Origin of the sequence: Sulfitobacter sp. (assembly GCF_036960155.1) — a bacterium.
Taxonomy (GTDB): Bacteria; Pseudomonadota; Alphaproteobacteria; order Rhodobacterales; family Rhodobacteraceae; genus Sulfitobacter.
The window spans coordinates 200,953-220,760 of the sequence record NZ_JBALWB010000003.1; the positions used below are offsets into that span (position 1 = coordinate 200,953).

Annotated in this window: 16 protein-coding genes; 10 read left to right on the forward strand and 6 right to left on the reverse strand. The window is 54.2% G+C overall.

What is annotated here, in order from left to right; genetic code table 11:
* The first annotated feature begins 16 nt into the window (after positions 1-16).
* The 4 genes from V7775_RS10965 (at position 17) to V7775_RS10980 (ending at position 4,358) form a co-directional block, all read left to right on the forward strand.
* Positions 17-2,794 carry a helicase-related protein gene (locus V7775_RS10965; RefSeq protein WP_443070115.1) on the forward strand — a complete coding sequence of 926 codons (2,778 nt, stop codon included), beginning with the start codon at positions 17-19 and terminating at the stop codon, positions 2,792-2,794.
* On the forward strand, positions 2,791-3,180 hold the full coding sequence (locus V7775_RS10970) for an RNA-binding S4 domain-containing protein (RefSeq protein ID WP_335751934.1): 390 nt from the start codon (positions 2,791-2,793) through the stop codon (positions 3,178-3,180). The genes V7775_RS10965 and V7775_RS10970 overlap by 4 nt, the downstream gene beginning before the upstream one ends.
* Before the next feature lie 54 nt (positions 3,181-3,234).
* Complete coding sequence (gene fdxA, locus V7775_RS10975; protein ID WP_335751935.1) at positions 3,235-3,570, forward strand: ferredoxin FdxA; 336 nt, start codon at positions 3,235-3,237, stop codon at positions 3,568-3,570.
* A gap of 263 nt (positions 3,571-3,833) precedes the next feature.
* On the forward strand, positions 3,834-4,358 hold the full coding sequence (locus tag V7775_RS10980; RefSeq protein WP_335751936.1) for a CarD family transcriptional regulator: 525 nt from the start codon (positions 3,834-3,836) through the stop codon (positions 4,356-4,358).
* A gap of 50 nt (positions 4,359-4,408) precedes the next feature.
* Here the strand turns inward: V7775_RS10980 and cobS are convergent, their stop codons facing one another.
* Entirely contained in the window at positions 4,409-5,158 is a 750-nt protein-coding gene (gene cobS / locus V7775_RS10985; RefSeq protein ID WP_335751937.1) for an adenosylcobinamide-GDP ribazoletransferase, read from the reverse strand.
* Between the two features lie 81 nt (positions 5,159-5,239).
* Here cobS and cobT point away from each other — a divergent pair, with 81 nt between their 5' ends.
* On the forward strand, positions 5,240-6,250 hold the full coding sequence (gene cobT, locus V7775_RS10990; protein WP_335751938.1) for a nicotinate-nucleotide--dimethylbenzimidazole phosphoribosyltransferase: 1,011 nt from the start codon (positions 5,240-5,242) through the stop codon (positions 6,248-6,250).
* A 13-nt stretch (positions 6,251-6,263) separates the two neighbouring features.
* Here cobT and V7775_RS10995 read toward each other — a convergent pair whose 3' ends face one another.
* Both V7775_RS10995 and V7775_RS11000 read right to left on the reverse strand, forming a co-directional pair.
* The gene (locus V7775_RS10995; protein WP_335751939.1) at positions 6,264-8,171 is read right to left on the reverse strand and encodes a cation:proton antiporter domain-containing protein; all 1,908 of its coding nucleotides are present in this window, start codon (positions 8,169-8,171) and stop codon (positions 6,264-6,266) included.
* A 30-nt stretch (positions 8,172-8,201) separates the two neighbouring features.
* Positions 8,202-8,660, reverse strand: a complete 459-nt coding sequence (locus V7775_RS11000; protein WP_335751940.1) for an Lrp/AsnC family transcriptional regulator — start codon at positions 8,658-8,660, stop codon at positions 8,202-8,204.
* A gap of 136 nt (positions 8,661-8,796) precedes the next feature.
* Between V7775_RS11000 and hppD the strand changes: the two genes are divergently transcribed.
* Positions 8,797-9,891, forward strand: a complete 1,095-nt coding sequence (gene hppD, locus V7775_RS11005) for a 4-hydroxyphenylpyruvate dioxygenase (RefSeq protein WP_335751941.1) — start codon at positions 8,797-8,799, stop codon at positions 9,889-9,891.
* A gap of 130 nt (positions 9,892-10,021) precedes the next feature.
* On the opposite strand, the gene V7775_RS11010 is transcribed toward hppD, so the two are convergent.
* Both V7775_RS11010 and V7775_RS11015 read right to left on the reverse strand, forming a co-directional pair.
* Positions 10,022-12,778 (reverse strand): hypothetical protein, encoded by a 2,757-nt coding sequence (locus V7775_RS11010; protein ID WP_335751942.1) that lies wholly within the window; start codon positions 12,776-12,778, stop codon positions 10,022-10,024.
* A 151-nt stretch (positions 12,779-12,929) separates the two neighbouring features.
* Entirely contained in the window at positions 12,930-14,210 is a 1,281-nt protein-coding gene (locus V7775_RS11015; protein WP_335751943.1) for an O-acetylhomoserine aminocarboxypropyltransferase/cysteine synthase family protein, read from the reverse strand.
* Between the two features lie 250 nt (positions 14,211-14,460).
* Here V7775_RS11015 and V7775_RS11020 point away from each other — a divergent pair, with 250 nt between their 5' ends.
* Positions 14,461-15,078, forward strand: coding sequence for a hypothetical protein (locus V7775_RS11020; RefSeq protein ID WP_335751944.1), 618 nt, complete (start codon positions 14,461-14,463; stop codon positions 15,076-15,078).
* A gap of 142 nt (positions 15,079-15,220) precedes the next feature.
* Here V7775_RS11020 and V7775_RS11025 read toward each other — a convergent pair whose 3' ends face one another.
* Positions 15,221-16,225 (reverse strand): hypothetical protein, encoded by a 1,005-nt coding sequence (locus V7775_RS11025; protein ID WP_335751945.1) that lies wholly within the window; start codon positions 16,223-16,225, stop codon positions 15,221-15,223.
* A gap of 115 nt (positions 16,226-16,340) precedes the next feature.
* Between V7775_RS11025 and V7775_RS11030 the strand changes: the two genes are divergently transcribed.
* The 3 genes from V7775_RS11030 to V7775_RS11040 all read left to right on the forward strand — a co-directional run bounded on the left by V7775_RS11030 (position 16,341) and on the right by V7775_RS11040 (position 19,716).
* Positions 16,341-16,946, forward strand: a complete 606-nt coding sequence (locus V7775_RS11030) for a hypothetical protein (protein ID WP_335751946.1) — start codon at positions 16,341-16,343, stop codon at positions 16,944-16,946.
* Positions 16,947-17,208: 262 nt separating this feature from the next.
* A complete protein-coding gene (locus V7775_RS11035; RefSeq protein ID WP_335751947.1) occupies positions 17,209-19,350 on the forward strand; it encodes a hypothetical protein in 2,142 nt (713 codons plus the stop codon).
* Between the two features lie 138 nt (positions 19,351-19,488).
* Positions 19,489-19,716, forward strand: a complete 228-nt coding sequence (locus tag V7775_RS11040; RefSeq protein ID WP_335751948.1) for a hypothetical protein — start codon at positions 19,489-19,491, stop codon at positions 19,714-19,716.
* The last annotated feature ends 92 nt before the right edge of the window (positions 19,717-19,808 follow it).

Here is a 19,808-nt window from a genome sequence, read left to right on the forward strand (position 1 = left end):
AGGTTAGGAATTTGCGGTGAACACGCAAGGCAGGGTTGTGGCCGTTTTGGGCCCGACCAATACTGGCAAGACAACATACGCAATCGAGCGGATGCTGGGGCATCGATCTGGCATTATTGGCCTGCCGCTGCGCCTGTTGGCGCGCGAGGTCTATGACCGCATCGTCGCGGCACGGGGGCCTTCAGTGGTGGCACTGGTCACTGGCGAAGAGCGGATCGTGCCGCCGCGCACGCAATATTGGGTGTGTACTGTTGAGGCGATGCCCGATGGGATGGGTGCGGATTTCGTGGGGATTGACGAAATCCAGCTCTGTGCCGATCCCGAACGTGGGCATGTGTTTACGGATAGGTTGATGCGGGCGCGCGGGCTTCACGAAACGCTGTTTATGGGCGCGGATACAATGCGTGGCACCATCGCTGCGTTGGTGCCTGAGGCGCAATTTGTAAAACGCGAACGAATGTCCGAATTAACCTATGCAGGTCCGAAAAAGATAAGTCGGATGCGCCCACGCAGTGCAATAGTCGGATTTTCGGTTGAGAATGTATATGCTATCGCAGAACTGATCCGCCGCCAAAAGGGCGGTGCAGCCGTTGTGATGGGGGCACTTTCACCGCGCACGCGCAATGCACAGGTTGAAATGTATCAAAATGGTGAGGTCGACTATCTGGTGGCCACGGACGCCATTGGTATGGGGCTAAATCTGGACGTGGATCACGTGGCGTTCTCTAGTCTGGCCAAATTTGACGGGCGGCGGATGCGGCCATTGGCGCCAAACGAGCTGGCCCAGATTGCAGGTCGTGCAGGGCGGGGCATGAAGGACGGCACCTTTGGTGTGACAGGCGATGCACGCCCGCTGGAAGATGGCGTTGCGCGTGCAATCATGGATCACCAGTTCACGCCACAAAACAAAATCAACTGGCGTAACCCGCGCCTTCAGTTCGGCAGCATCGCCAATTTGGTCAAATCGTTGGAAATGGCCCCAGACCATGAGCGGCTGGTTAAGGCACGCGAAGCGGACGACCTGAGGGCGCTCAAGGCGTTAGGCGAGGACGCAGAGATCGCGGCGCGCTGTACGGACGGCCCATCGGTTCGATTGTTGTGGGATGTTTGTCGCGTTCCAGATTTCCGGGGAATCAGCCACGCAGAACACGCGAACCTGCTTGAGATAATTTATAACTATTTGCATCAAGGTGGCACATTGCCTGATGCGTGGTTGGCAAGGCAGATTAAACTCATTGACCGCACTGACGGTGACATTGACGCATTGTCGAAACGATTGGCATTTATCCGCACATGGACTTACGTTACCCAGCGCAAAGGTTGGACAAATGACGAAACCCATTGGCGCGGGGAGGCACGTGTCGTAGAAGACAGACTGTCGGATGCTTTACATGAGCGTTTGACCCAAAGATTTGTAGATCGGCGTACATCTGTATTGTTACGCCGGCTAGGACAGAAGGAAGCCATGGTGGCCGAAGTAAACGAGACTGGTGAAGTAACCGTTGAGGGCGAATTTGTAGGTAAGCTGGACGGTTTCCGTTTCCGCGCCGACAAGGGCGCAGGCTCGGCTGAGAGCAAAACGATCAAGACGGCGGCGCTACAAGCGCTGGCGCCGCAGTTCCATCTGCGGGCGGATCGTTTCTATAACGCACCCGATACTGAGATTGATTTTACCGAACAGGGCGGCCTCATGTGGGGCAGCTCAGCGGTGGGTAAATTGGTGGCTGGCCCTGACGGGCTAAAGCCGCAAGTCGAAGTATTTGTGGATGATGTGGCTGGTCCGGAGGTTGCGCAAAAGGTTCAACGCCGCTTGCAGCACTTCATTGATCGCAAGGTTGCGGCATTGTTTGAACCGCTGATTGCGTTGCAAAAAGACGAGGCCCTGACAGGTCTGGCACGCGGCTTTGCGTTCCGGATGGTCGAAGGTTTTGGCCTGTTGCAACGTGCCGAGATCGCGGATGAAGTGAAAGCACTGGATCAGGATGCACGTGGTGCCTTGCGCAAACACGGTATCCGTTTTGGCCAGTTCACGATCTTTTTGCCGCTGCTTCTCAAACCAGCGCCAACGCGTCTGCGTTTGGTTCTGTGGTCGCTGACCAAAGGTCTGTCTGAGTTCCCCGAATCGCCTCCTCCCGGTTTGGTGACGATTCCTGTGGAAGTGGGCGCTGCGGCGGGGTCGGACACAATGTCTGGCTATCGTAATGCAGGAACACGTGCCATTCGGATCGATATGCTGGAACGTCTGGCCGACATGTTACGCAACGAAGACTCGCGCGGCGGGTTTGAGGCAAAAGCAGACATGCTGTCGATTTCGGGCACAACGCTAGAGCAGTTTTCCGACCTAATGCAGGGTCTCGGCTACAAAGCCGAAGCAGGCCAACGTCCTAAGGTTAAAGCGGTTCCTGTAACTGCCAAGGAAAGCTCTGACGTACCAGCAAAAGACGCTGAAGCTGATGATGCAACGCCAACTGAAGAAGTTGCTGCACCTGAAGCGGTTGAAGCCGAAGCGCCTGCCGCTGAAGCTGATGTGCCTGCTGTTGAGGCTGCCGAAGTCGAAATGGAGGCGTTCTATACCTTCACTTGGGCCCGTCCGGCACGTCGACAGCCAGCTGGCGGGGATCGTCCCAAAGGTAAGGGTAAACCGAACCCGCGTGGCAAAAAAGGTCAACGCGAGCCAGGTGGCAAAGCAGCGAAAAGCCAGAACTTCTCGGCGCGTCCGCCCAAGAAGGAAAAGCCGATCGATCCTGACAACCCGTTTGCTGCGGCTCTGATGGGCCTCAAAACCGACAAGTGAGTGAGGAAACTGCGCCAAAGCTACGGCTAGACAAATGGCTCTGGTACGCGCGGTTTTTCAAAACACGGACTCTGGCGGCAAGTATTGTCGCCGGAGGCGCCGTTCGTATAAACGGCACACCAGCCTCCAAACGCAGTACAACGATCACCGCTGGCGATGTTCTTACATTTGCCAAAGATGATCATATTCGCGTGATCCGCGTTGAAGCATGCGGTTCACGGCGTGGTCCAGCGCCCGAAGCGCAGGAACTTTACACTGATTTGGAGCCGCCTGTACGGGCCGCGAAGGAAAAAGTTCCGCATAATCCCGCTTTTGAGGGAAAAGGGCGCCCAACCAAGCGCGACCGTCGCCAGCTTGATCTTTCTAAGGCGCGCCACCTTGAATGATCCTCGTGGCTGTTCTAGCTACTGATCTAGCCATCCTGACAGAGACATTCTCCCATGACCTATATCGTAAATGACGCCTGCATCGCCTGCAAATACACCGACTGTGTCGAAGTATGTCCGGTGGATTGCTTTTATGAGGGGGAGAACATGCTTGTGATCCATCCTGACGAATGCATCGACTGTGGTGTTTGTGAGCCCGAATGCCCTGCGGATGCAATCCGTCCTGACACAGAGCCAGATATGGAAAAATGGGTTGAGTTCAACCGCAAGTATTCCGAGATGTGGCCAGTGATCATCACCAAGAAAGATCCGCTGCCAAGTGCAGAGGAGATGGACGGTAAAGACGGCAAGATCGACATGTTCTCCGAGACCCCAGGCGAGGGCGGCTAAGTCTGCTCACGTGATTCGCGGCTGCTTGGGCATATCTGCGCCATAACGTTGCTACACTGGCATTTCGCGCCCCTTTTAGGGGGGCGCATTTTGTGGTATACTGTTGCCAATGATACGTATTTTTACACACACAAGCGCCCTCCAGCCACGGCGCATCTAATCAATCAAAAATTAACGCAAGACGTGCGGGTTTCGGCCTGTTGCGGGTCGCGTTTGTTGTGCGTTGCTGATGCAGGCAGCGCCTCTATAGGAGCCGAATAAGTATGACTAAATCTAAAAAGCTTGATTTTCGCATGGGTGAATTCGTTGTTTATCCTGCGCACGGCGTTGGCCAAATTGCCCGCGTTGAAGAGCAGGAAATTGCAGGCACCACGCTAGAGCTTTATGTGATTGCATTCGACAAAGACAAAATGACCCTGCGGGTTCCAACGCATAAGGCGATCGAAATCGGCATGCGCGCGCTTAGCTCACCTGATGTTATCGCCCACGCGATGAAGACGCTCAAAGGCAAAGCAAAGGTAAAGCGCGCAATGTGGTCGCGTCGGGCCCAAGAATATGAGCAAAAGATCAACTCTGGTGATTTGATTGCCATTGCAGAGGTTGTGCGTGATTTGCACCGCACGGATGACCAGCGTGAGCAGTCCTATTCCGAACGTCAGCTGTATGAAGCAGCACTTGAGCGTTTGACACGTGAAGTTGCAGCAGTTGCAGGCGGCGATGAGTTGGCAGCGGCCAAGCAGATCGGTGATGTTCTGGACAGCCGCGTTGTGCCTGTTCCTGTCCAATAACCATCGATACCTTTTTGAACGGCGTCTGAGTTTTCAGACGCCGTTTCTATTTATAGCATTGCGGCGCAACACAGCAAAACTGCCGCTTCGCTGAGTTGTTGTACGGTGCCCAAGACATCGCCTGTTTGTCCGCCGATCTTTTGTTTGGCCAAAAGGGCGATTGCGATTGCGACAGCAAGCGCAGCACAAATCCCAATCACGCCTGCACCTGCGATCATAAAAAGGGATAGGAGCGCTCCAATGCCGATGGCCAAAGCCGTTGTTCCAGACGTCGGCTGCCCGACACTGTGGGACAAACCGTCTTTGCGGGCATGGGGTAGGGTGTTCATCAATATGGGCATAACAGCGCGAGACAAAACCGCGGCTACAATGATTGCAGGCCACCAATTGACCAACAGCGCGGCAATGGCACTTAGGCGTAGGATACTAACCATGATCAGGGCTAGCACACCGAAGGTGCCGATCTGGCTGTCGCGCATGATCTCCAACCGCCGCTCCGGCGTGTAACCGCCCCAAAAGCCGTCAAAGACATCAGCGAGGCCGTCCTCGTGCATCGCGCCTGTGAGCAACATCATAGTGGTTAACGTCAACGCTGCAGCGCCGTAAACGGGTAGGCCGAACCAGAGGGCAAGCTGGCCCACCAGCACAGCGCCAGCGCCCACAGCGACGCCAATCAGGGGATAGGCCCAGACGGCATCAGCTCCTTTTGAAAACGCATCATTAGGCAAATGCGGCAGCGGCACCCGCGTCAGAAGCACTGCAGCCAGCCAAAGCTGGCGTCCTCGGTCGCTTTTATCCATAACAATGACCCTTTCAACGCTTGTGAGCAGCGCCCCATTGGGTAAACAGGCGTGAACGGTCTGGCAATAAGGGTTTCTGGGATGGCTGATTTTTCTGATCTCGACGGGTTTCGCGCAGCACTTGCTGCTTTGCCAGATGTGGACACTGCGGCGCGCCAAGGTGCTGCAGAGCGAAACAGCCAGTTGACCAAACCTCCGGGCGCTTTGGGACGACTTGAAGAACTGGCGCAGTGGTATGCAGGCTGGCGCGGGAACCCGCAGCCCAAAATCACAGCACCTCAGGTGATTGTTTTTGCGGGAAACCACGGTGTTGCGGCGCAGGGTGTATCTGCCTTTCCGCCAGAAGTGACCGAACAGATGGTGATGAACTTTCAGCACGGCGGCGCTGCGATCAATCAACTGGCCCGCGCGGCAGGAGCAAAGCTGGATGTGCACGCGCTAGAGCTTGACCGTCCAACAGATGATTTTACCCAAGGCCCAGCAATGTCGGAGCAGGACATGACAACCGCATTGGCAACAGGATGGGACGCGGTGGATGAAGCCGCTGATCTGCTGGTTGTGGGCGAGATGGGCATTGGCAACACAACACCTGCGGCTGCATTGGCGGCTGCGTTGTTGGGCGGCGATGCTGCCGACTGGACTGGGCGCGGCACTGGCGTTGATGATGCCGGCCTTGTGAACAAAACCCGTGTGGTTGGTGAAGGGCTTGCGCTGCACAAAGGGCAGGGCGACGGCATCGAGACATTGCGCCGTTTGGGCGGCCGTGAACTTGCTGCGATGGCGGGTGCAATTGCACGTGCGCGCAGCCTGCGCATTCCGGTAATCTTGGATGGTTTTATCTGCACGGCGGCTGCGACCTGCCTAGAGCACACAAGCAAGGGCGCGTTGGATCATTGCGTTGCAGGTCACCTCAGCGCTGAGGGCGCACATGCACGCCTTCTTGAAGCGCTTGGCAAAGAGCCGCTATTGGCCCTTGGCCTGCGGCTGGGTGAGGCATCGGGCGCGGCACTGGCGATCCATGTGGTAAAGGCCGCACTAGAGTGCCACAGCGGCATGGCGACCTTTGCCGAAGCAGGCGTCACCGACGCCTGATCCGACGAGGAGCCTATGCCTTTTTCTTTTCGTCCTCATCCGAGCGGTTGAGGAAAGCTGTCTCAAGGTCTTTTTGCAATTCCTTCGCACGTGCCACGTAAGCCTTATTGTCTGCTGGGGCTATGCCGGGTTCCCACAGCTGCGCCAACTCGCGGATGGATGTACGATCATGGTGATAGAAAATGCGTTGCGCTTCCGCGGCCTCATATTCTGACAGGCCGAGGTTTTCGAGCACATAGCGACCTGCCCGCAGGGAGCTGTCAAACATCTCGCGCACGATATCATCAGCGCCAGCCTGATAAAGTTGATAGACATCTGTGCGATCATGCGCACGCGCTACGATATGCAGATCAGGCCGCTGCGCACGCGCGTATTTTACCAGCGCACGGGCTGCCTTTTGATCATCCAGCGCAACCACCAGAACTCGAGCATCGGCTAGACCTGCCTTGCGCAAAACATCAGGGCGCGTGGGATCACCCAAAAATGCTTTAAAGCCAAAGCGGCGCATCACTGCGATTGTGTTGGGGTTGTGGTCCAGCACAACCGTTTCAAAACCTGACGCTTGAACCAAGCGATTTACGATTTGGCCAAAACGCCCGATGCCCGCGATGATGACAGGCCCTTCTTGATCGATTTCGTCGTCAAGCGGGCGGATTGCTGCATCGGTGCTGCGTTTGGAAATCAGGTCGAATAAGATAAACAGAAGCGGTGTGATTAGCATGGTCAACGCAATCACCAAAAGCAGTGTTTCGGCAACATCGTTTGGAAGAACGCCAGTTGTTACCGAAAAGCTGACCAGCACAAATCCAAATTCACCAGCCTGCGCGAGACCCAAGGCAAATAGCCACTGATCACGGCCGCGCAATTTAAACAGCCGCCCCAGTGTAAACAGAATGATGCCTTTGACGAGAATGACCAAAAGGGCCATGCCGCCGATGATGACAAAATCTGATGCGAGCAGCTCGAAGTTAATACCAGCGCCTACGGTGATAAAGAAAAGCCCAAGCAGCAACCCTTTGAAGGGTTCAAGGTCGGTTTCCAGCTCGTGGCGGAATTCTGAGCTGGCCAGAACAACACCAGCTAGGAATGCGCCAAGGGCAGGTGACAAGCCAACCAACATCATGGTGAACGAAATCCCGACAACAATCAGCAACGCCAGCGCGGTATACATCTCGCGCAATTTGGCCGAGTGGATGTAACGGAAAACAGGGCGGGTAAAGAAAACCCCCGCAACGATGATGCCAGCAATCGCGCCTATTGTAACAAGGGTTACGCCCCAAGCAGGGAGTGTATCGATAAACGTGAAGGCTGCATCGGCGGCGCCTTTGCCATGTTCCGCGCCATGCTCAGCCCCGTCCTGCGTCTGGATCACAATCGAGCCATCAGGCGATACAACAGCAACAGGCAGCATGACCACAATAAGTGGCAAGAATGCGAGCATTGGGATGACGGCGATGTCCTGTGACAGCAGAACAGAAAAGACAGACCGCCCTCCGGCGGTTTGCATCAATCCTTTCTCAGACAGTGTCTGAAGTACGATCGCGGTTGAGCTAAGGGAGAGGGTCAGGCCAATGGCTAGTGCGACACCCCATGGTTGGTCATAGGCCATCGCGATGCCCATCAAGGCCAATGTGCTCACGACGATCTGTAGGCCGCCCAGGCCGAGCAGTTTGTGGCGCATGTCCCACAAGGCCTTTGGTTCAAGTTCAAGCCCAATGAGGAACAGCATCATCACCACGCCAAATTCGGCGAAGTGCTGTAGATCTTTTGTCTCTGCACCAACCAGCCCAAGCACGGGACCGATCAAAATTCCTGCGGCGAGATACCCCAATACTGACCCCAGCCCGAGACGGGCAGCAATCGGCACCGCAATGACAGCGGCGGCGAGGTAAATCGTAGCTTGAAACAGAAAACCTTCCATGGGGATCCTTCATTGGTGCCGTGAGGGGCATTAAGTGGGCAAAGGACCATCTTGCTTAAGTTGGTCCATGACAATCTGACTGTGAACACGGGCAACTGCCTTGTGGGGCAGGAGCACCTCGTGAATCAACCGATTTAGGGCGGGTAGATCTTCACAGTAAACCCGTAGCAGGTAATCTGCATCCCCTGTCATCGTCCATGCGCTTACAATTTCGGCGCGCGTGGCAATAAGGCGCGCAAAACTGGTGGAATGTTCTGGCCCGTGGGTGCCCAGATGGACCTGAACAAAACCCTGCACCGCGAGGCCCAGCTGGGGTGGGTCTAAACGGGCCGTATAATTTAGAATGACACCGTCTGCTTCCAGCTTTTGACGGCGGCGCCCTGCCTGTGAAGGAGACAGGTTGAGCGCCTCTCCGAGTTGATGAGCGGTGAGATGCGCGTTCTTTTGGAGCGCGGCAAGCAAGCGTTTGTCGGTTTCGTCAAGTTTCATGCGGATATCTTGTAATATTTTAGGATAGTATGCGGCATTATGGCGAAAATTTCAATATCCGTAGTGAACTATGCGCAGATGTCGCATCGCGCCCAGTGTATGTCTGTCGCAGGTTACGTAAATTAGGAGGCTAGCCATGGGTCCGTTCCCACACGATGCACCAAAATCAATCATTTCACCCGAGAACCCCGCAGGAACCGATGGTTTTGAGTTTGTCGAATTCGCCTCAGCAAATCCGGATGAACTGCGCGAAGTGTTCCGGAAAATGGGATACAGCCACGTTGCCAATCACAAAACCAAGGCGGTCGAGCTTTGGCAGCAAGGCGATATCACCTATGTGTTGAACTACGACAAGGATAGCTTTGCAGCTGGTTTTGTAGAGGAACACGGGCCTTGTGCACCGTCCATGGGATGGCGTGTGGTGGATGCGCAAATTGCGTTGGCGCATGCGGTCGCCAAAGGCGCTGAAGAATATAAGGGTGCTGGCAAGGTGCTGGATGTACCTGCAATTATGGGGATTGGTGGTTCACTGCTGTATTTTGTGGACCAATATTACGACACATCGCCCTACAACTGGGAATATGACTGGATTGCGCAGTCCAAGCCTGAAGGCGTTGGATTTTATTACCTCGATCACCTGACGCACAACGTGTTCAAAGGGAACATGGACAAGTGGTTTAAGTTCTACGGTGATCTGTTCAATTTCGTCGAAATCCGCTTTTTCGATATTGCGGGTAAGTTTACCGGTCTTTTCTCAAGGGCTTTGACGTCGCCTTGCGGGCGTATTCGCATCCCGCTCAATGAAGACCGCGGAGAGACGGGGCAGATTGTGGCCTACCTCAAGAAATATAATGGCGAAGGCATTCAGCACATCGCTGTTGGGGCGCGTGACGTCTATGATGCGACAGATGCAATTGCGCTGAACGGATTGCGATTCATGCCGCCGCCACCTGCAACATATTATGAGCTAAGCAAGACGCGCGTTGTCGGCCATGAAGAGCCACTGGAACGTATGCAAAAACATGGCATCTTGATCGATGGAGAAGGCGTGGTTGATGGGGGAGAGACGCGGATTTTGTTGCAGATATTCTCGAAGACTGTGATCGGCCCGATCTTTTTTGAATTCATTGAGCGCAAGGGTGACGATGGATTTGGCGAAGGGAACTTTAAGGCCTTGTTCGAGAGCATCGAACAGGAACAGATCGATAATGGGGAACTGACAGGTAGCTAATGGCTTCCTTGTCGGTAAATTAATCTAGCGGTCTGATCTGAATGTGCGCGGTACGAAGTACCGCGCATTATTTTTTTCCGATGCGAGAAGACGCGATAGCAGTTCGCGGGAGGTCGTCGGATCGAGTGCTTTACGGCATCTTCAAAATAACGTTGCGGCCACCTTTTGAGTAGCGCAGCTCAGAGTTATTGATGGCAGACACACGACCCCCATCAATACGATCCCCAACGCTTACTTTTTTGTAACGTCCGTTGGATAGGCGCACCAGAGCACGGCGGCTGGAAGGTTTACCGTAAACGCCGATCAGGTTTACCTTGCGCAGATTGATTGCATTTTTGACGGTTGCGCTGCGTGCAACAGAAGCTTTGGATGGGAGCTTGGGAGCAACAGTGCGCGGGGCAACAGACGCTGCGGCTGCGACGCGGGTCTCTTGGGGTGGTGCGCGGTCGGCGCGTTTTACGATACGATCAAAGTTGCGCGGACGTGTATCCGGGCGGACGGATTTTGCAACAGCGTATCTTGTAGCGTCCTGAATGGCGGATGGTGCGGGAACAGGAATAGCGAGTGCCGCCGCTGCTGCTGCAGTTGCAGCAGCTGTCGCGCGCTCTTCTTCGGTTTTAACGCGGGCTTCTTCCGCTTTTTTTGCATCGTCTTCAGCTTGCTTTGCGCGGTCCTGTAGGGAACGCGGACGCAAGGAGGGTCGGTAAGCTGCTAGCTCTATCCGTGAAACACCGCCTAATTGTGCCCGTTCAGACCGCTCGGTCAAACCTAGAGGTCTGTTTTTAGGCCGGAAATCGAGGAGGGGGGAAGGTGCAGCTACTGGCGTTACGGCTGGCGCTGTGACGCCAGGTTGGGTTACAAATCGTGCCCGAGTGGCGGGAGGTTTGAGCGGCGGGCTTGCCGCGAATAAAGTATATCCGCCCGGCGTTACAATGCCTGTTGCGGTGGGTACAATTAACCCGCCTGCACCCAAGACCGTGCGTTGCCCAAAGGGGGGAGGCGAAAGAGCCGCGGCCAGTTGGATATCGTTATCTAGCTCTTGGATTTGCGGCAATGCAATTGCGTCATTTGCATTGCTGATTGCATCTATACTGCTGCGGTAGACGGGGTCTGACTGGGTTTGAGGCTGTAAGAGTGTTGTCGGGGGGGCCAGTGGCCAGATTCCAGTAACGGCGTAGCGGGCGGCCGCCTCTTGTTCTGAAATGACGGGGATTTCAGGCTCGGGCCGCGGATTTTGAAGGGCATCAAGAACGGCAGTGTCTTCTGCGGAGAGGACGGGATCAAGCGCCGCAATCTGAACGCCTTCGTTGGATACGGCGTCCGATTTTGCTATACCTTCGGGTGTGCGGATTATTTCCGGGTCGATCTGGTTTTCTGGCGCTGAGGCTGTGGTGCGAACTTCGCTCCGTTTCATGAGGCCTGCAATGCCTTCGTCTAAAAAGACGGCAGCCCATGCAGCAACGCCTGCCAAGAAGACCAGCAAGATGACCGTCATGATCAAACCGAGGAAGCGTGGCTTGCCACCAACTTGATCGGCACGGGCGCCAAAGACCGTCATACGTTCGGCTTCGGTGCCTGTGGCGGCAGCGGTAGGCGTAGGTACAGGAGTAGCAACGCCTTTACGTGGTTTGCGGCGGCTTAAGAACCCGGCCTTGGCGGGGGGCGCGACAGGTGTATCTGCAATAGGCGCTGGTTGGGTGAGGGAACTGCTATCAGGTGTTGGTGTTTTCACCTCACCGCGCTGAGCGCCGCCAAGGGGTTTTCCGGCGGCAGCGGTGGTGCCCCCACGGCGACTGGAAAAGCTGGTTGCAGGACGCGGCGTGCCGCCTTGTGGGGAGGCCGGCACCCTGACAGCGGTCGAAAAGGTTGGCTTGGTGGGCGCGCCAACAGCTGCTGCTGCGGCCAAGGCCTTGGCTTTGCCTGGTTCTATCTCTTGTTCAGGATCGGCTGTAGAAACTGAAGGTTCCTTGGGTTCGGGTTCCTCCTTGGCGGCTTCTTTCGCCGGCACTGGCGCCGCTGGGCCAACAGAATTCACACTCGCCGGAGCATCATCTTTGACTGCAGGCTCAGGTGTCGAGGAAGCTAGGGGGAGTTCAGACTGTGATGGCTTTGGTGTCTCTATTGTGTGTGTTGCTTCAACCTCCGCCTTATGTTCGTCCTTAACCTTATCTGTTGTTGAGGCTGCGGCTGTTGTTGAAACTGGCTCTTTGGATGCCACATCTTCCTGAGGTAATTTCGGCGAAGTGTCTGCGGTTTCCGCTGCTACGGTCTCAGATTCTATGGCGACCTTGGTTGGAATTTCTTTTGCAGGTTCTGTTGGAGCGGCTGCTTCGGGCGCAATTGCTCCAACGATAACAACAGCTATGCCATCCGCTTCAACCGTTTCGTTTGTTTCCAGTAGATCGGCGGCACCTTGGGTTGGGCCAAAGAACGGCTCACCCAAATATCCGGCATCTCCGGGGGTTGCGACAAAACTGACGGGATGAAAGCGGTGCTCGGTGGCAAAGGCTTCGGCTTCGGACAGCGTTTCGCGGGCGACAGCGGCGATATGGGTTTTGGGGCCATCTGGACTGATGTCATAAGCGAGCTCTGAAATCTCGTAAGGTGTCGCGTCATGCAGTGCTGTTTCAGCGGCTTTGCGCCGCGCAGCTTCGGACAGTCCGGGCGTATTGATGGTCAGATACTTGATTTGACCTTCGGGAATGATCAGCTTTGAACGCACGCCACCTGGCTCAAGGCTTGAGGCGGTTTTGCGCAGCACGGCCAGTTCGCCCGCCAGATCATCGGCGGCAACGGACACTTCGCCCACTTCGCGCCAACCGCCCGCAGCACGGTGCAGCAGTTTTATGCCTTCAAAAGACAGGGAAAGGGCAAAATTAGGCTTCATGCGCCGCCTCTATCATGGGTCTGGTTAACCAACAACTTCGTATCAGGACAGAGTACCGCAGGCAGGGCCAAAAAAAAAGCTCTGCAAGCGGAATTCAGCACATGCCAGTGAATGTCCCTGCGCAATGCGAATATCGCGCAGGGAAGGGGCGTTAAGCGGAGGCCTGGGTTAGTGCCTGATCCAGATCGGCGATCAGGTCATCTGCGTCTTCGGTTCCGATGGAAACCCTTACAACGCTGGCCCCAGCGCCTGCTGCCTCTTGTTGCTCAGCCGTGAGTTGGCGGTGCGTTGTTGAGGCAGAGTGGATGATCAGTGAACGTGTATCGCCCAAGTTGGCCACGTGGCTGAATACTTCGAGGGCATTCACCAGTTTGACGCAAGCGTCATAGCCGCCTTTTACGGCAAAGGTGAAAAGACCACCGGCGCCCTTTGGGCACACTTTTTTGCTGCGCTCATAATAGGGCGATGATTCGAGGCCCGCATAGGTCACGTAATCAATACGGTCATCTGCCTCGAGCCATTCTGCGATCTTTTTGGCGTTGGCAACGTGGCGGTCCATTCGCAGGCTTAGTGTTTCAATGCCCATAAGCGTGTAATGTGCTGCTTGCGGGTTCAGTGTCATGCCCAGATCACGCAGGCCAATGGCGATGCCGTGGAAGGTAAAGGCCAGATTGCCAAAGGTCTCGTGGAATTTGAGGCCGTGGTAAGCAGGTTCTGGTGCGCTGAGGGATGGGAATTTGTCTGTTGCTGACCAGTCAAAATTGCCGCTGTCTACTACACAGCCGCCCATAACAGTGCCGTTGCCTGTCAGGTATTTGGTGGTGGAGTGAACAACCAATGTCGCGCCCAGCTCAATCGGGCGGCACAGGTATGGTGTTGCTGTGGTGTTGTCGATGATTAGCGGGATTTGTGCAGCATCCGCGATGTCGGCAATTGCACGCACATCCATGATATAACCGCCGGGGTTGGCGATGGCTTCGCCAAATACTGCGCGCGTGTCATCGTCGATTGCTGCTTTGACAGCGTCCAGATCGTCAAAGTCGACAAATTTCACTTCCCAGCCAAAGCGTTTGATTGTGTGGCTAAACTGCGTGACCGTGCCACCGTATAGGCGTGTAGAGGCGACGACATTCTTGCCGGGCATCATCAACGGGAACAAGGCCATGATCTGGGCCGCGTGACCGGATGAGCAGCACACAGCGCCAACACCGCCCTCTAAGGTTGCGACGCGTTCTTGAAGAACGGCAATAGTTGGGTTGGTCAGGCGGGAATAGATAAAGCCGACTTCTTGTAGGTTAAATAGGGCTGCGGCGTGATCAGCATCGCGGAAAACATACCCTGACGTTTGGTAGATGGGGGTTTGACGGGCGCCTGTGGCGGGGTCTGGCCGGGCGCCAGCGTGAATCTGCAGTGTATCAAAACCATGTGACATGGGGGTCTCCTCCTATTGGTTGCCCATAGCGATACGGGATTGCGTATACACAAACAAGTGAACGGCGCGCGGAAGGGAAATGGTTCTCAGGGGGCCGGACAGGTAGAACGTGGTTAAAACTTTGGGAAGAATTCAGGAAATTTGTCAGGGCTGAAATAGGGGGGGGTAGGATTCATACATTACAAGTATGTTGACATGGGTCGAGTTTTGCCATACTTGTAATGTATGTTTTTGAGGCAGGAGATATAAAATGGCAAAGATTGAAAAAATCACTACGAAAAAAGCAACGAAAGCAAGCAAGGCCGATACGACTGATGCAGCAGCAAAAAAAGCTGACGGTCGTGCGCGCCGTCTTGAGAAAATTCAGAAGGCTTCTACCGTGACCTTCACGCTTGAATTGCCTGTGCGCAAGTTCATGGATGCGCAGGCTAAAGCCGCAGGCATGAATATGACCCACTACATGCAAAAGCTGGTCGAAACACATGTCATCGAAGCTGGTGCAGCAGATGAGCCGCTGGCGGTACGTTTGGCGGCGAAACGCCAAGTAATCGACCAAGTGGTTGCATTGGCGACCAAGCTGGACGCAGCAGGTAAGTTTGATGAGAACTTCATCCTGACAGTGATCAGCGAAGCAGGAAAAGATGCTGATTTCAAAGCGCAATATGAAATTGCATTGGGTGAGCAAGGCGAAGACAACGATGCGGCAATCAAACGCGCGCGTGTTTCTTTGAACCAGCAAATTGGTCGCGTGATTAAGAAGTCTGTAGGCGCACGTAGCAAACGTAACAAGCAGGGCCAGATCGCACGCGGTCAGGCAGCAGATACATTTGTTGCCACCTATACGCTTCTGGAAAAACCAACGGCGTAATTATGGCGGGGACAAAGCGTGCGATGGAGGTTTCCTGAAGAGCGCAGTTGTTTCGATATAAGAGAATATTGAAAGGGCCCGCGATAAGCGGGCCTTTTTTTGTGTTTGGATCATTTGGCCGGCAAGCCCTGAAAGCCAATATTTACCGCATCCAATACCCGTTTGATTTGAGTTGGTTTCGGATGGCTTGTTCCTTGCGGGGTAGGTTTTCACGATCAAACAATGCGCGCGCTTTAGCACCACGTCCTTGATAAATCATCCGCTTGATCGGGTCGTAGATTTTGAGCACCTTTTTCAGTTTGTTTGGGGCCGTGACCTGTTCAAGGACAGACACCACCCGATCGCTTTCGCGTGCATAAAGGAGGGGCAGCAGGCGGTAGTGACAACTCACTGTGCCGTCCAAATACCCCTCTGAAAGGGTGTCTCGTCCTCCGCCCAGTGCATGTATGACAAGCGGCAAAGCAACCTGATCAAGCCACGGATCAAAGCTCTGAGCGCAGAGTTCAACAGGGGGGGTGTCGCGAATGGCTAGTGCGTACTCAAGGAACTTTGCGCCAAATTCATGCGGGCATTTGTAATAGAAAAAGCCCGCATTGAAGTAGAGATATCGGCGCCAATATTCATCAGGTTGGCTCAGGTCTAGCGAGGATTCAAAGTCCAGCTCGAACTTGTCATAAAGAGACTTCCACAATCCAGTGTATTGGGGGCCGTAAAGCTGCGGATGGGGCCATGTGCCTTCGCGGCGCAGGGATGCGCTAGGGCGGTTGAAATCAAACGGAACGCTGGCAAGGTCGCCCGTGATCAATGTGTCGGTATCAAAAAAGACAAACGGTTCGCCTTTGGGCAAGGCTTGTAGCATCTCGATTTTGTTACCGAACGGATAGACCTCGCCAAAGTGGGTGCTCTGGAAGGGGATGATTTCGGCACCCATTTCAACAAGGGCATCTTGGACGGGTTGATTGCGAATGCTTGGGTCTTTTGTCCACAGTGGCCCTGCTTGGGGTTCTGCAACAAGAATACGGCCAGAAAAATCAGGGCTCATGGCGCGCAAGGAGGCGACAAAAATCAGTGCTTCATAGGAAAGCCGTCCATGCTGAGCAACAACGACCACGTTGAAAGATTGTTTCTCTGTTGTTGTGCGTGCCATACTCGGTCCTCAATTGCACCTGTGTGTCACGGGATGCGCTTTTTCGCATCATTATACGGCGCAAGGAATGTTTTGAAAGCAGGCAATTTGGCCCTGCCTGATTGAGGGATTTTGAATGATCGATTTTATTTTTGCTATGATAGCGATTGCAGCTACGTCCAACCCGTCTGATCCACACCAGAGCCAAACGGCCCAAGCTGAGCCTCAGCTTGAGGCCCCAGCTGCAAGCTCGGTTGTGATTGGTGAGGGAGTAACAATAGGGGGCGCGACAATCATTGAAGGCACACCTGTCGACACAGCTGATGGTCTTCAGTTGGAATTGGCGGTGGTCCCTGATGGGGTGGTGGCCGAACCGCAAATCCCGACAGGAAAATTCACAACCGCCACCGAGGTGAAGCCCATTTTAACGGCGACCAAAGCCAACTGGGTTGGGCTGCGTGATTATGGTGGCAATGATCTGGTTTATGTCACCCATCTTTGGGCGTGGCGCTGTGGCCTGAGCGGGATGGCACTGTCTATCAATGATGGGCCGATGAAGGACATACCGCTTCCTGAATGCCACTTGGAATACGCCAGTCCTAACGCGATATTGGAGGGAGATGGACTTCCCTATTTGACCTATCCGCAAGGGAGCGTAGAGCGCATCACCGTACAGATTGTCTACGATGACCTGAGCCAAGACACGGCCACATTTAGTGGGAGCCAGATTCGGATACCCTAAATACTCGCTAGAGTGGTGAGCGTGTTGCTGAGTGATTCGCCGTGTGCCGTGCCGTCCGAATGGGCGTTTTGACAGTAACGCTGCAGGCAAATGATTGTCTTTTTTTGGGAAACGAACCTAGAGCAAAAATCCCCACAATTGGGGCCAATTGTAACGTTTTCGTTAGCTGAGAGGCCATTGCGTGAATTCCCCTCGGTGAAAAGATGGCAGTGTGATCTAGACCCTTCTCGATAAGTTCTTAAAGATAAGGAAGTACACTGCCATGAGCTCCACAAACACAATCTCGATCACTCTGGGTTGCGATCCGCAGACCATCGTAACAGTCTCTGAAACCGATACAGGTACGTTATTTATCGTTGTTGCTTCGGCTGACCCAACGATGCCTGTTGATCTGGATGGTGTGTTCTTTAACTTGTCTGATGACAGCACGTTGGACAGCCTCAACTTCTTCCCAGAAGAGAACACTGGTTCGATCTTTTCACCGGTCACGGGCGTTCAAGCCGCTGTAAACAGCGTCGATACGCTGGCGAATGGTGCACAGGTTGCTGAGGGATATGACGTTGGTATCCAGTTTGGCACAGATCCAAGCAGCACTACAGGTGAGGTGGGTCAGGCGAACTTCACCCTGTTCTCAGATAACGGACCCCTAAGCATCTCTGATCTGGACATAAGCAGCTTTGCCACTGTTGTGGACAGCGATGGCGGTAACGGCCAGGTTCTGACGTCAGGTGATACGCCAGATGCTGATCCGGTTCTCGTGTCCAAAGAAGTTTTGTTCGACAACTTTGACGATATCAACACTGCCGAGGATTCCTCGATTGTAGAGGGCCAAACAAACTGGGCTGCCTCTTGGGACAAGCTGGTTACGAATAGCCACAATGAGGGTGTTCTTGCGCTGAATACTGTCAGCACCGATGGCCCTGTCACGCTGAGCTTTGATGCAAACGTACACAACACACAATTGTTCGAAAACACTGGCTGGGCAGAAGACAGCCTGCGCGTCGAAGTGAGCATTGATGGTGGCGAATGGGTTTTGCTGGATGAATTCCAAGTCAATGATGCAGGCACAGCCATTGTTGGCTCCGAAACGGGCCAGACATTCGGCAACAGCGCCAGCAGCATCCTGTATGAAGGTGGTATCCTTGATACAGCAGAAGATACTGCTCAGTTCCGCTTTATCTCTGATGTGACGGCCTCTGACGAATACATCAAGCTGGACAATGTATCTGTCACAGCCTCCGAAGAAGTCGAGGGTGGTGAAGTGCAAGCGGTTGAGACTGTTCTGCTTTCCGAAGACTTTGACGATATTTCCGATCCAGCACAAAGTGCCAGCATCGTGAGTGATGGCGGTTGGGACGTGTATAGCGATGAGCTGAAGACAGACGGTAACAACGACGGCACACTGCAAACTGCTGCAGTTGCGGCGGACGGTGATGTTTCTCTTAGTTTTGACGTACGCGTCAACAATGCGGACAATTTTGAAGCCACAGGCAGCTATGCAGACGAGCTGACGCTTGAAGTACGCACCGAAGACGGCAACTGGGAAGTGCTGGACACATTTGTTGTGAACGACGCGGGCACGGCCCTGGTTGGCAGCAACACCGGTAATGAGATCACCGAGGATAGCAGCACGCTGACCTACTCGGGCGGCGCGTTGGACGATGTGAACGGTAACGTCGAGTTCCGCATTGTGTCTGACATCTCTGCTGGCAACGAACGGGTGTTCTTTGACAACCTGTCAGTGACCGAGACCAGTGAAGGCGTTGCCACAGGTGAGCCGACAGTCATCGATTTTGAAGGTCTGTCCTCTGGTGATGTGATCGATGATCAGTTTGATGGCGTGACCATTTCTGCACAACGTGATGGCGATTCAGACAGCAGCGAAAACGACGCGATGATCTTTGACACGGATAACACTACAGGCGGCGACAACGATTTGTCCTTCAACGGTGTTGGCAATGCATTCATCATTTCTGAGGATAACGACAGCTCGGATGCGGACGACAACGCCGGTGGGGGAACGCTGACATTCGATTTTGACGTACCTTCCGAGGTGGTCAGCATCAATGTGCTGGACGTCGAAGAAGCAGGCGGTACAATTGATCTGTTTGACGTTGACGGCGGCCTGATCAACACAATCGACATTCCAGCAGCGGGTGATAACAGCCAGCAGGAATTGATCATTAACGCTGACAACGTATCAACTCTGAACGTGAACTTGGTTGGTTCCGGTGCAGTAGATGATCTGACCTATGTTGCGCCCGAAGACGAAGTTGAGGGTAAGGCGGGCCAATACGACGTAGAGTATATCGCTGGTATCCCGGTCCTTCAGCCTGTGGATGATGATCAGCTTAAGGCAGAGATCAATGTCATCGACGATCTGGAAGGTGATTTTATTATCTAAAATCAGACCACTTTATAAAAATATGGCCTCTGCTTCGGAAACGTTGCAGGGGCCTTTTTGTGTTCGGGGGAGGGGGAACTTTGGAGAGTCAGGCATCTACACAACTACTCAGTAGTTTATGACCTCAAGTGTGCTTGATTGCTGACTACCCTCATGGGGATGGGGCCGTTTACGGTTGCAAACATATTGAGGGACAAAGCAACGCGCGCAGGTTCGACGGCTACAATTTCGGGTCTGGCGTTCCTTACTCCATTGGCTGCATTGGTCCTGCTAGCAATCCTCGATGTAGGTGTTGTGACTGTCGCCACGATCCTTGGCACACTGTTTGCGATCACTGGTGCATTTCTGAGTTCCAGTTCAAAATGATTATGGGAACAGTCGGATGTGACCACGATTTTCTGAAGCAATCATCGAATGACCGCAATGCGGGACCTAGCGGTCTTTCGCAGCACTTGCGC